Origin of the sequence: Kitasatospora sp. NPDC059160 (assembly GCF_042755465.1) — a bacterium.
GTDB lineage: Bacteria > Actinomycetota > Actinomycetes > Streptomycetales > Streptomycetaceae > Kitasatospora.
The window spans coordinates 12450-24658 of record NZ_JBHZCN010000007.1 but is presented as its reverse complement, the minus strand read 5'-3'; the positions used below and the strand labels follow the sequence as shown (position 1 = coordinate 24658).

Sequence of the window (12209 nt, the reverse complement as noted above, 5' to 3'; positions counted from 1 at the left end):
CGCCCAGCAGCCGTCCGGGGCTCACCCGCGTCGAGAGGCGGTATCGCCCCAGAGCGGTGTGCGGCACGCTCGTCTCCCCACATGCGCGCGCTGACGAAGGCGCAGGAAGAGATCCTGCGGAACCCCTTTCGACGTGCCCGACCTAACGCGGGGCCTCGCGGAAGCCGTGCGCAACGACACCGACCGCGACAGCACCGGCGCCATCCCGACGCGACTCCTGCCGTAGCTCCTGCTGTGACTCCCGATGCGGCTCCCGATGCCGGCACCCCGGACCCGGGCGGTCGACGGCATCGGTGCAGCTCAACCGGCCCGTCGCCGGGGCCGGAAAATCCGACATCCCTCTGCGCGCCCCTGTTGTCCCGGTGGTGGTTGGTGCGCTGTCGGGCCAGGTGGGCCTGTGGCGCCGGTTGACGGCCCCGGCGGCCGGGTGCCGCCGGGCGGTCGTCCGTCCAGCCGCAGGGCCGCCCTGCCGGGCCGGCACCCGGGCTCGCCCCCGGGCCCGCCGCTGCGCCGGCGACTGCTGGTTGTCCATCGAAGCCGCCCTGGGCGACCCAGCCGGCGATGCGCACGTTCGGCTTCCGTTCCAGGAGCGTGCCGGGGTTCTTCGGCGGTGCCCCCGTGAGCAGCGTCGCGTCCTGGCCGACACCGCCGTCACGTCGGCGCCGGGCCGGTGCGCGCCGACCGGTGCGCTCACCCCGAGGCGCGCGAGGAGGTGCTTGACGACGCCGACCTGCTCGTCCGTTCCGGGCGTGAGCGTCACGGCCACCAGGCGTGCCCACGGATGGGTCGCGAGGGCGCACAGGGTGAAGACGTCGTCGGGGTCGCCGGTCTCCATGTCGAGCACGATCGGGATGGCCATGCCCGTGACCGTGCCGATCCGACGGGGCGTCACCAACGGGATTTCGGCGGGGCGGGGCCCGCGTCAGGCGCAGGTGTGTTCGTAGACGAAGCGATCCGGAGCCCGGGCATCATGGGCAGCTCGCTCCTGGACATCCACGTCGACCAGGAGAAGACGGACGCCCGAAGGCGCCCGTCACCGTTCGGTGGTGGTCGGCGCCTTCGGGCCCGTCGGCCTGTCCGCCGTCGGGGTCGCCCCGGGGAGCCGCTGCGCCGTCGCGCCCGGGGCCGTGTCGTCGATGCGCATGAGTCGGGTGCGGGCGCAGCTCCCGGTCCCCGACCGGGAGCTGCGCCCGGAACGGGTGCCCCGTGGCTGCGTGGGCGGCCTGCCGTTCGGCCTCCTCCAGCCGGGAGGACTCGGCGTGCTGCTCCTCGCTCACCCCTTGCCGGGCGGCGGCCAGGTCGCCGTCCCACCGCGGCAGGCCGGCCAGGAAGGCGGCCCGCTCGGCACGCACCGCTACCAGGGCGCGCCGTGCCTGGCGGAGATCGTCGGGGGGTGCGCGCATCCCAAGCAGGCGGGGGAGCCACCGCGACGGGGACACCTCCGGGCCGGAGTCTGGGGAGCGTCACCCGGCAAAGGCCCACAAGGCAGACCCTGTCAGGGTGCGGACCGGGTCCCGTCGCCCTGGCGGCGGCCCGAGGGCACCGGCCGCCCCCCCCAGGCCCGGGGCACAATGGCATGCTCCGGCAGGGGAGGAGGGGCCCATGGGGAAGGCGGACGGCCCGCGGGACCGGCGCCCGTGGCGCGGACCGGCGGCGGGTCAGGTGCTGCGCGGCCTGATCGCCGTGCTGGGGCTGGCGATCGTGGTGTTCGGCTTCGTCCGCTACCACGATGCCTACGACGAGGGCCGGGCCTACCTCGACGCACCTGTCTGCCGTGCCACGGCCGACGGGGTGGCACAGGCGGACTGCCTGCGTCCCGAGAGCGGCCGGGTGACGAAGAAGTGGGTGGACACCGACAGCGACTCGACCTCGTACCGCCTCGCGGTTCTCCGGGAGAACGCGCCGGGCCGCACCTACACGGTCGACGAGTCGTTCTACGACGCGGTGGACGTTGGCTCGACCGTGGAACTGCGCTTCTGGCGGGGCCGGGTGGCCGAGGTCATCCACCAGGGGCACCGAACCGACCCGCAGACCGCGCCGTGGGCCCTGATGTTCCGGATCGGGCTGCTGGTCGCGGCGGGCACGGCGCTGCTGGCCGGCGGCCTGGCCGGGGCGTTCCTGAAGGCATGGAGGATCCAGACGGTGATCCTGGTCCCGCTGTTCCTCCTCACCTGGGGCGCCGGTGCGCGGCTGCTGGCCTGGCGCTGGCCACAGGCCCTCACCATGGGCCTGCCGGCGCTGGCCTGGCTGATCGCCGCCGCCCTGGCGACGGCCGTGGCCGTGGCGGCGGCGCAGGACTGAGCGGCCGCGACCGGCTCTGGGCGCAGCCGCGGGTGGTCACCCTGGGAGCGGGTCTTCACCGCCCTGCTCGCCCAGGCCGACGCCGAGGGCGACCCGGAGCGGATCGTCTCGGTCGACTCCACGATCGTGCGCGCGCACCAGAACGCAGCCTGGGCCCGCCGAAGGGGGCCCCGGCCGGGAACTCAGAGCCGCTCAGGCGCCTACGGCATGTCCGTGGAGTAGGCCCGGGCCGTCCGACCTCGGTCCACGTGAGAGGGAAGTCGGGCGGCCTGGGCCGGGGGCACCGCGTCAAGCGGGGAAGAGTCAGACCTTCACCAGGTCATACGTGCCCGTACCGTCCTGCCTGCCGCTGGAGTACTGGCGGATCAACTCCCCGTCCGCGTAGCGGTCGTGGCCCAGCATCGAGCCGGTGTACTTGTTCTGCAGGCCGATCTTCGAGCCGCCAGGTACGTCGCGGTAGATGGAGAACCGCTGGAGGTCGTCCTCCCCGCAAGGGGCCGTTGTGAGGTAGGCCTGCTCCTGGTTGGCGATGTTGGCCGGGATGGTCGCGCACCCGCCATTGCCCCAGTTCCACAGGGACGCCTCGACAACCCCGTTGCGCTCCGTCACGTTGCACAGCCGCCAGTTGTCCAGGTGGGCGCTCGTCCAGTTGGATTCGCGCAGCCGGACGCCATCGTTGGCCAGGAGCGGTGCACTCCAGTTCAGGGGCTTGCCGGGGACGTGGATCCTGTAGACGTCAGGTTGGCAGTTCAGGGCGGCCCGCGTGGCGGGCGCACTGGCCCGCGAGGTGGCCGTCTTGCCCGCTGTGCCCTTCGCTGCCGCGTCCCTGGCCGCGGTGGCCTTGGCGGAAGCCACCGGCCCTGGTGCGTGTCCGGCCCGGGGCGGGGTCTCGCAGTCCAGGAGACCCTGCGCCTTGCGCATGATGCTGTTGGCGGGCACCTTGTCCTCGCAGCGCACCGCGCCCTCTTCGAGGGTGGTGTAGGTGGTGTAGCTGCCGCTGTCCGGTCCCTCGATCCACTGCAGCGCCCAGCTGCCGTCGCCCTGTTGGACGCGGTTGCAGTTGAGGCTTCCGTAGGTGCCGGTGACCTTCTTGGTGCCCTTGTAGACGCCGTAGTAGCCGGGGTCGTTGAAGTTCCAGCTGACCGAGGTCGACTCGCTGCTGGTGGAGGAGTAGTTCACCTGTACGTTCAGGCCCAGCATCGCACCGACGGTGCCGAGGGCTTCGACGGCGAAATCGCCCTTGATCTCGCCGTTGAGGCCGACGGAGACCGAGACGGTGGTCTGGGTGCTGGTGGTGACGTTCTGGTAGCCGGTCGAGCCCGCGGTGACGTACCAGCCCTTGAAGTGGGTGATCGTCGGGGCGACTTCGGTCGACTTGATGAACGGGTGGCGCTTGCCCAGGTCGGCCGCCGTGCAGGACTGCCCGGCCTGAACGACGCCGGCGCCGGCGGCGGGGGTGGCGTCCTGGGCGGCGGCGGGGCCGGCCACGGCAACCATGGCGGCGAGCGTCGATGCAGTGGCCGTGGTGAGGGCGATCAGCCCTCTGGCCCAGCGGCCGGAAGCTCCTAAGTGGCTCATCATGCCCTTTCCTCGGCCGGGTGCCGTGACGCCCCGGGCCGGAACCCTGCCAGCTGTGTGGTGGGGAGCGGTGGTCGGTGAGGCGAATTTAGCGTCGGCAGCGATGCAGTGGCGATGACGGAATCGGACGGTCCGAGGCGGAACTCATTGCCTTTCAACGGCTATAGGAAATTCTTGACCTGACCGAGGTTCATCAGGATTTCATCGGCGGAGCTACAATCCGCCACCGCCGCCGGACAGATTGGCTGTTCGGTCGTGATTCCGCTGCCGTCACCTCGACGGCCGGCGACTGCCGGAAAGGATTTCATGGTCTGCCGGCGCGGCCGGCCGCCACCAAGCCGTCACGTATTCGGCCATCTCGCGCAGTCTGAAACCTAGGGCCTTCAACGGCCGTGGCGCTTTGACTGTTTGCGCGCCGGCGGGAACGGCCTTATGAACCATGGGGGGCAGGCGATCGCCGGCATGACAGAAGAGAATCCAGCGGGTGGCTGGCGGTGAGCTGGAAGGAGGAGCTTCGATTCCGACAGCCGATCCGGCAGCGTCCGTATGATCCCCGACCGCATCCAGCACGGGCACGGAACGCAACCAATCGGAAAACAGGGAGAAAGCGAACCGCCCTTATCAGGTTTGCATCGCAACCACGAAGGACGAGACCGAAGACCGAAGAGGCGGTGCAGGGCCCTGTCAAGGGCGACGCCGGCAGCCGCTGTCGCCTTCGGCGGCCCAGTGACGGCCGCCGTGCCCGCGCATCCTGCCGACCGCGGGGGCGCCGTCGCGAGGACGGGCGGCGGCGTGAGGCCCGAACAGGCCGAAGGACGACCACGGAAGACCAATTTATGGCCGGCTCAGACGGGCACTACGCCGGTTCGATCCCGAGCGGATTTACCTGCCACCGGAAAATAGGGGGGACCACCTTTGAAACGCGTCAGTCGACTGCTGGCGGCTATAGCCGCACTCGCCCTCACCGCAGCCCTTCTCACCCTGGGCTCCTCACCGGCCGCCGCCGCAGGCCCCAAGCCTGCCGCGTCGGGCCCGGGCATCGAGTACACGGCCCAGCCCGGCGACGTTGCTCAGCGCAGCACGAACGGCAAGGGGACGGCGGAGATGCCGATCTTTCCCGACAACCCCGCGGGCACCGAGTGGTTGAACGACTGTCTCGGTTCGTCGGACGCCCAGAACCCAGGCGGTCGCGTCTACAACCGGTTCAGGTGGTGCCAGGAATACGAATTCAAGAACAGGTACTACAAGAAGGTGGACGGCAAGCCCGTCCTGAAGGGCACCAACACGATCAAGTTCCAGGCCGCCGCCATCGGCTACAACGACACCCGCGCCACCCGCGTCTTCTTTCGCGCCAAGACCGGCCAGGTCAACTACGACGGGTGGAACTTTCTGGAGAAGCGGACCGTCGCCCCGAACCTGAAGCTGGAAGTCACCCCCGAATGCGTTCCGGGCGCCAATCAACCCACGACTGCCACGTGCGGCGTCGGGCGGTCCCCGGCGAAGATGGAATGGGCCCAGTGGAGCAACTTCCCTGACTGGGTCTACTGGGACGTCTCCTCCAGCGGTGGCGAGGGCCAGGACCAAGTCGCCTTCCACCAGTGGCGCTTCTACATGGACGGCGCGAGCCCGGGATACGAGCAGAGCACCGAGCGCGGCGAGGGCCCCCCGATCGGTATCCGCTGCGACTCGGCGGACTACTTCACGCAACGCAACAAGAGCTACCCGCACGCCTGCATCTACACCAACGCCTTCCCGGTGCTGACCTACGGCGACAACCGTCCCAACATCCGCCAGCACATCCGCGACGCGCAGAACGCCCCGGCCACCGACGGCGTCACCTACCCCAAGGAGAACCACCCCAAGAAGGTCCCCGGCAAGTGGTCGCCGACCGCCGGGTCTCGGGGCGCGCCGCTGCACCGCGTGGTGAGCCGAGGGAAGGGCGGTGCGATCGCCCTGGCGAACGAGCAGGTGAAGAAGGCGGCATGCGGACAGAAGGACGGGGCCAACCCGTGGGGCCCGGACTACAACGCCGCGACCGGTCTTCCGCCGTACAACACCTCGGTCGAGGACTGCGACGAGTACCCCTTCAGTTCCACCTACGAGGGCGCATCGTCGATCGAATGGGACTTTTCGGTGCGCAACATCGCGAACGGCGAGAACCGGGGGGCGGGCACCGATCTCGGCGACTTCTACGTCGACGACCGGATCCTGGCCTGGCCCCTGGAAGATCCGTACTGGGTGAACGTCGACTGACGTCACGCCCGGTTGATCGCCGGTAGTACAAGTGCGGCCACCGTCCCTACCTCCCCCGGGGCGGTGGCCGGATTCGGCCGGTCGGCGACCGGGGCCTTCCATGGACGAGATCGCCGATTCGTTCGCACAAGCGGGGACGCCTGCCCGAGACTGGCATGCACCCGAGAGGCGAGGAGGACGTTGATGAGCGACTGGCAGGTGTACGAGAGCGGCGAGTGGACCGTCCTGGCCAAGGATCCTGTCCCAGGAGGTAGTCGGTGAGCGCCCCCCGGTTCATCGGCCACAGGGTAGTGCTGTCGGCCGTCGTGGTGTTCTGGTGGGCTGTCAACGTGCCGTGCGCGGCGGCCGGGCTGATCGCGCTCGGGACAGCGTGGCCGATCAGCTGGCTGGCCGCGATCGTTCTGCCGACGAGCGGGATCTCCTGCGCGCGGTTGCTGCACCGGATCGACGCCTCGGGCGGCCGCACCGCAGGAAGCCGCCTGATCACGGTCCTGCTGCTGTTCGTGATGGCCGTCGGGTTCGCGGGCGTGTCCTACCCCGTCGGAAACCCGGGCCGCCTTTCCTGGTACATGACCGGCTTCTCCGCCGCGGTCGACGTCCTGGTCGCCTACCAGTTCCCGCGTGTCATCATCGCGCTCGCCCACACCCGCTCGGATCGCGGCCAGGACACGGCAGCTGCGTAGCCGGGTACTGGCCACCCAGCGGCGCTGGCCTGTGGACACTGAGGGGGACCGGTCGCCGTCCGGGCCCCCGAGCGGGCGGCGGGCCGGTCCCCTGTCGGGGTGTCAGTGCCAGGTGATCTCGATGTGCTGGACCAGGGCCAGCAGCAGGGTGACGGCCAGTGCGGCGCCGGCGTTGGCGAGGACGGCGCCGGGCATCCGGCCGGGGTCGCGCCAGGCCGGGCGCCGTGGGCGCACCGTGGGGGAGTGCCGGGGCGTGGTGGTGGTGCGCGGTGCCGGGCGCCGGAGCCGCGGCCTTCCTCCACACAGCCCACCGCGTTGTTCGTGAACGTCATCCCGCCGTCCAGCGACACCACCGAGGACGCCGGACAGACGTCCACCGGCACCGGTCCCGTCGTCTCCGCGACCAGGGCGGCCCTTCCCTGCGAGAACCCACCGGGAACCAGCCGATCCACGGGGCACCCCCCTGGGCACCTCTGGATCCCTTCCCGCAAAGGATCTTCCATTCTTAGTCTTACCCCAGGCAATGAGGAATGGGGTCCTGGCCGGAACCGTTCCTCCGAAGCGTATGGAGAATCTGCAAATGAAGCGCGCCATATCCGGCATAATTTCTACTGCCCTGCTCGGCGGTATTCTCGTGACCGGCACTGCGGGTACAGCGTTCGCGACAGGCCAGCCCGTTGGGAGCCGAGCCGTCATAACTGAGGTCAAGGACGTATCCCCCATCGCCCAGGTCGACCCGGTCGGCGAGCGGCGGTCAATGTGTCTATGGAAGCATGATGAGAACGACTGCGCATCGCTGCTGGTAAGCAAAAAGATGACTGACATGGTGAAGAATTGCCTTCTCAAGGCAGGGATCGGCGGAGCGGGGGCATTCGTTATCGGCAAGTATGTCAGCAAGGATGTTGCCAAGGATATCGCGGCAAAGGTCGTCGGCGCTGGGGCGACAGCCTGCCTGTCATCCTTCTCGTAACGGCGAGCATGCAATGGCGATCAAGATAATTGCCACGCTCGTCTGGACGGCTGGGCTCATCGGGGTTGTCAAGCTGCTGAGCGGAAACGACTTGGCGCAGTGCGCCGCCATCTTCGTTCTGAGTGGCCTCTATGCCCTGCTGATAGACAAGTTGCCCTCGCCAAGGGATCGCGACGAGGGCAACTGATCGGAACCAAGGTGCGCACTCCAGCCCCCGGCCGATTTCTGGCCGGGGGCTGGAAGAAGTTCCTGGACAGCCGGCGCAGACAGGACAGCGGGCCTCACGCTCGGCTGCCTTCTCACGGTCTATCAGGTCATGTCCGACGGCCTTCCGGCCCTCGGGGGAACGTCATCCGATCACCGCTGGAGTTTCCAGGCCAGTGCCGGCACGGCGCCGACCGGGAGGGCGAACAGGCCCACCAGGATGCGGTTGTGCAGGGTGTACGGCAGACCCGCGACCACGGGTGCTCCGTCCCGGCTGCTTTGAAAGATCTTGTCGATTGATCATGTGTTGACCATTGGACTTGCAGGATCCGGGACTTTGAATCTTGGCTCCCGGGCCTGCGGTTTTGCTGTCATGATCGACATTTCAAGGCCTGTGGCCTGTTGCTTTGCAGAATCTGGGACTGCTGTTCAGTCCGGTTGGGAAAACCCACAGGTATGAGGGTGGGATCGCCTCAACGCTGTTGATCTTGATTCGCCAGGATGACCACCTGAACGCCTCCTCGTGTCGGCTCGTGTGTGCGTGTCCTTGGACTGCCGCTGGTTCGGCCGAGTCGGCTCGGGTGCTCGCAGCCGGCTGGTTCAGTCCATGGTGAACGGCTTGCCGTCGAGGGTCAGGACCTTCGGGTCGGTGCCCAGGCCTGTCAGGAGGAGTACTTGGGGGCTGCTGGCGCCGTGTGCCGCGTCGCCTTGGAGTTGCTTGTCGATGGCGTCGATGGTCGCCTGCTTCCAGGCGTTCTTGGGAGTAGCCAGGACCAGGTGCGTCGCGCCGAGTGTGCGGCATCCGTTCAGGAGCTTGTTGAGCTCGGTGAGGGTCGCTTTCGCGGAGTCGGCGAGGCAGTCGTTCTTCTTGGACTCGCCCAGGAAGAGTCCCTCGACGGTCGCTGCGGCGAAGTCGAACTCCACGACGGCTTTGCCGTTTTGGACCAGCTCGAACTCCTCGGTGACAAGGCAGGCGCCAGCCCACGCCTTCGAGCGGAGGAACTGGGTGGCGAGCAGGTCGTAGTTGCCGTCGTTGGCGATCAACTCTGTGATCGCCGGGTGCAGTTCGTAGAACCAGGTGGGCTCGTTGCGGGCTGGCTTCCACCGTGGTTGCTCGAGCGTGTTGCTGCTGCCGCAGCGCCGGCAGGTGTATTGCTGTGCCACTTCGGCGATGGGGTAGAACTCGACCCGTGGGCAGTCGTGGCAGCCGAGCACCAGTCCGCGGCGCAGGAGCCCGCAGGTGCTCCACGCGTCGATCCGCGCCCGTAGCTCTGCCTGGGCCCAGTCGCCGGAAGCGGCGGCGATGGCCTCCCACGTCAGGAACACCCCGGACTTGAGCTCCCAGGCACTGTTTGCTGGAAGGGCCGAGCGGTTGTGGCCGGGCAGCCAGTGCGACAGCAGCGCCCACGGCGCTGGTGCGGCCAGGGCTTCGACGGCAGAGCGTGACCCGAGCAGCCGCCTCGCGACTCGGGCTCGTTTCCCGGCGGGGCTGGGGCGTACCTCGTCGGGCTCGCCGGTGAGGCGCAGAATCCGCTCAAGGGAGGGCCAAACGAGTCTGGGCCCGGCGAGGGAGCCGGCCAGCGACGCACCGGCTGGGACGAAGTCGACCCGGGTGGAGGCGTAGGTGATCCCGCCGTCCGCGGCTCGCACGAATGTCTCCCGCTCGTCGCCGGCTGCTACCAAGCTGGGGCCGAACAGGTCGGAAAGGGGCGGGACGGGGTGGCTGGTGGAGATCATCCCCACCTGCCAGCGGTGCCGTGCCGCGTCGAGCGGGGCAGGGACCTGGATGGGCATCCGCACGGCCGAGACCAGGGATCCGTCCGAGGTCTCCTCCATCGGGAGGGACAGCGGCATGTCCCAGGCGTTGAGTAGCGCGACCTGGTCGCGGCCGGTCGGCCGGAGCTCGCCGGGGGAAACGATCGTGACCGGCATGCTGTCCTCGCCGTGCATCCGGATGCCGCGGGCGTTCCAGCGGTCGGTCAGATGAGCGCGGATTTCCTCTTCCGACAGGGATGCGCTGACCACGGTGACCGGCTCTGGGCGCCGGGAGAGGGGCAGATGACGCCAGGCCAGCGCGCTCCCGGGCAGCCAGCGCGCGGCGCCGTAAACCTGGCGGGCGAGTTGGGCCAGCGCGAAGTCCTCGGGCCGCTCGCCGAGCACGACGACATCGCTTGACCGGTCCGTGTCGTAGCCGCGGTGGATTCGTGCGCACAGCGCGGCGGCCGTATCGAAGGGGCTTGCTGTGTCGTCGGCGTTCCACGGGGTCCCGGCGACCTGCGCGAGCCAGTCCGTGTCGGACTCGGTAGCCTGCGCCTCGTCGCCGGCCGCCGCGAGGAGGACACCGAGCCGTGCTGCGGCGGACAGGGCTGCAGGCGTGCGGATCTGCCCGATCGGCACGCCGCCGGTCGGCTGCGAGGTGACGTCCTTGAGGGCGGTGAAGCCGCTTTTGTCGGGATCGTCAGCGAGGTGGAACAGCCAAGGGTGGGAACGGTCGAAGCTGTTGACGCCGTGCGCCGCCCGCAGCCGTTCTGCGGCTACCTGCAGGGCTGCTCCATCGGCGTGACCGTCCCAGGTATCGCGTGCCAGCAGCTCCTTGTTAAAGGAAAAGCTCTGCTCATCCAGGTCGAGTCCCCTCAGCTCCCGTTCCAGGATGCCTGGATGAATCAGGTCAGCCGTCGTCCACGTGGGCTGGTATTCCAGGATGTGGTCGGGCTGGTATCGGGAGAGGAAGGGCGCGAGGGCCGCATGACTTGCGGCGCTGACCGGGACGACGGCGCTCGCGCAGCCTCCCCAGACCTTGCCGACTGCGCCCAGCGCGGCTGCTGACATCGCCACCCAGTCCTCGCCCTCGGGGGCGAGGACCAGCAGCCTGGGAGGGCGGACGAAGGACTGTAGCGACAGGTAGGAGAAGGCCACCTGTTGATCCTGCCAGGTGCGGGGAGCCGGCGTGCCGTAGGCAGGCAGGTCCAGCCCGCCCAGCGCATTTGGAAGGCCGTACTACGAGTGCGACTGTTCCGCTTCGTCCTGCCTCGCCTGGTCCTGCGAGCTGCTGTGCCGGTGGTTGTCCTGGTCGCTGGCGGCCGGTTCGGCCAGGGCAGGGAGGCAGTCGTATGTCGGGTCGTTGTAGCCGGTGAGGATGGTCTGCAGGAGTTCGCGGTCGATGGCTTCGGTCTGCTGGAGGATGCTGGTCTGCGCGGCTTGGCACAGCAGTTGGTTCAGGGCGTGCATGGAGCCGTCGGTGCGCTCATGCAGGTAGGCGGCCAACTGCACCAGGGTGCCGGGCTGGTGTTTGTACAGGCGCAGGTTCTTCTCGGCGTCGTCGAGGACGTTGCACCACTGGTCGGGTTCGGCGGCGGTGTAGGGGACTGGCCTGACCCACAGCGTCGGGATGCCCAGCGGTGCTGGCTTGTCGATGCCAGCTGCGGGGGCCTTGCTGCGGTGGTCGCCGAGGGCGCGGTGCAGGATCTCCTGCGCGCCGATGCCGCAGAACAGGAAAGTGATCCTCGGCAGGGCGTCCTGGAGGTGGAACAGGTAGTCGAACGCGGTCTGCCGTTCGTTGTCCCTGATGTACTCGATGCCGTCGACGATGACCAGGCGCGTGCCGGCGCGTTCCATGACGCGTGTGATGGGCCCGGTCATGTCGACGGAGCGGTGGTTCATCGTCTCGGGCGAGCGGGAGTGCTCCAGACCGAAGTACTCCGCGAACGGCAGAGACCAGTGCAGGGCGTCGCCGCGGTCGTGCGGCACGTGGATGTACACCACCGGGTGCCGGTCCGTGTCCGGGGGGAAATGGTGGTCGACCAGGCCCTGGAAGGCGAACCCGATCCTGGCGGCGAGCAGCGACTTGCCGGCAAGGCGCGGGCCGTCGACGGCGAAGTTCGGGCTGCGGCCGGGGGAGTCGTACAGGTTCTTCACCAGCATGGTCCGGGCGAGGTGCACTCCTCGGGTGAAGTCGTCGGTCTCCAAGGGCAGCAGAGCGCCGTGGTAGGCCAAGCGCGGGTCGGTCAGCCGCACCTTCGTGCCCAGGGGCGCGCTGTCCTGGAGGCTCGGCGGGGTGACAGTGCGTCGAGCCCGGGCGAGGAAGCCCTCCTTGGTCGCCAGCGGCCCGGGATCGGCCAGGTGCAAGGAGTGCGGGGCGGCCTTGGCTGCGGCCTCCGGGCGGGCGTGGGCGCGGACACGGTCGTTCATGTGATCTCCTCGTCGCCGGACGGTGCCGGGCT

9 protein-coding genes are annotated in these 12209 nt (G+C 69.0%); 5 read left to right on the top strand and 4 right to left on the bottom strand.

Features of this window, described 5'->3' with window-relative positions:
- Positions 1-1602: 1602 nt before the first annotated feature.
- Positions 1603-2301, top strand: coding sequence for a hypothetical protein (locus tag ACFXOZ_RS04295; RefSeq protein ID WP_380587333.1), 699 nt, complete (start codon positions 1603-1605; stop codon positions 2299-2301).
- A 303-nt stretch (positions 2302-2604) separates the two neighbouring features.
- On the opposite strand, the gene ACFXOZ_RS04290 is transcribed toward ACFXOZ_RS04295, so the two are convergent.
- Positions 2605-3879 (bottom strand): hypothetical protein, encoded by a 1275-nt coding sequence (locus ACFXOZ_RS04290; RefSeq protein ID WP_380526004.1) that lies wholly within the window; start codon positions 3877-3879, stop codon positions 2605-2607.
- Between the two features lie 915 nt (positions 3880-4794).
- Between ACFXOZ_RS04290 and ACFXOZ_RS04285 the strand changes: the two genes are divergently transcribed.
- Positions 4795-6132, top strand: a complete 1338-nt coding sequence (locus ACFXOZ_RS04285) for a hypothetical protein (protein WP_380525948.1) — start codon at positions 4795-4797, stop codon at positions 6130-6132.
- 257 nt (positions 6133-6389) lie between these two features.
- Positions 6390-6815 carry a hypothetical protein gene (locus ACFXOZ_RS04280; RefSeq protein ID WP_380587331.1) on the top strand — a complete coding sequence of 142 codons (426 nt, stop codon included), beginning with the start codon at positions 6390-6392 and terminating at the stop codon, positions 6813-6815.
- Positions 6816-6917: 102 nt separating this feature from the next.
- Here the strand turns inward: ACFXOZ_RS04280 and ACFXOZ_RS04275 are convergent, their stop codons facing one another.
- Positions 6918-7049 carry a hypothetical protein gene (locus ACFXOZ_RS04275; protein ID WP_380525945.1) on the bottom strand — a complete coding sequence of 44 codons (132 nt, stop codon included), beginning with the start codon at positions 7047-7049 and terminating at the stop codon, positions 6918-6920.
- Positions 7050-7395: 346 nt separating this feature from the next.
- Here ACFXOZ_RS04275 and ACFXOZ_RS04270 point away from each other — a divergent pair, with 346 nt between their 5' ends.
- Entirely contained in the window at positions 7396-7785 is a 390-nt protein-coding gene (locus ACFXOZ_RS04270; RefSeq protein ID WP_380525944.1) for a hypothetical protein, read from the top strand.
- 13 nt (positions 7786-7798) lie between these two features.
- On the top strand, positions 7799-7972 hold the full coding sequence (locus ACFXOZ_RS04265; protein WP_380525943.1) for a hypothetical protein: 174 nt from the start codon (positions 7799-7801) through the stop codon (positions 7970-7972).
- Between the two features lie 617 nt (positions 7973-8589).
- Here ACFXOZ_RS04265 and ACFXOZ_RS04260 read toward each other — a convergent pair.
- Positions 8590-10905 (bottom strand): hypothetical protein, encoded by a 2316-nt coding sequence (locus ACFXOZ_RS04260; protein ID WP_380587328.1) that lies wholly within the window; start codon positions 10903-10905, stop codon positions 8590-8592.
- 81 nt (positions 10906-10986) lie between these two features.
- Entirely contained in the window at positions 10987-12177 is a 1191-nt protein-coding gene (locus ACFXOZ_RS04255) for a hypothetical protein (RefSeq protein ID WP_380587326.1), read from the bottom strand.
- Between the last annotated feature and the right edge of the window lie 32 nt (positions 12178-12209).

What these genes read in the sequence shown, in the direction of transcription:
- ACFXOZ_RS04295 (WP_380587333.1), top strand. Translation starts at nt 1,603, where the DNA reads ATGGGGAAGGCGGACGGCCCGCGGGACCGGCGCCCGTGGCGCGGACCG.
- ACFXOZ_RS04290 (WP_380526004.1), bottom strand. Translation starts at nt 3,879, where the DNA reads ATGAGCCACTTAGGAGCTTCCGGCCGCTGGGCCAGAGGGCTGATCGCC.
- ACFXOZ_RS04270 (WP_380525944.1), top strand. Translation starts at nt 7,396, where the DNA reads ATGAAGCGCGCCATATCCGGCATAATTTCTACTGCCCTGCTCGGCGGT.
- ACFXOZ_RS04265 (WP_380525943.1), top strand. Translation starts at nt 7,799, where the DNA reads ATGGCGATCAAGATAATTGCCACGCTCGTCTGGACGGCTGGGCTCATC.
- ACFXOZ_RS04255 (WP_380587326.1), bottom strand. Translation starts at nt 12,177, where the DNA reads ATGAACGACCGTGTCCGCGCCCACGCCCGCCCGGAGGCCGCAGCCAAG.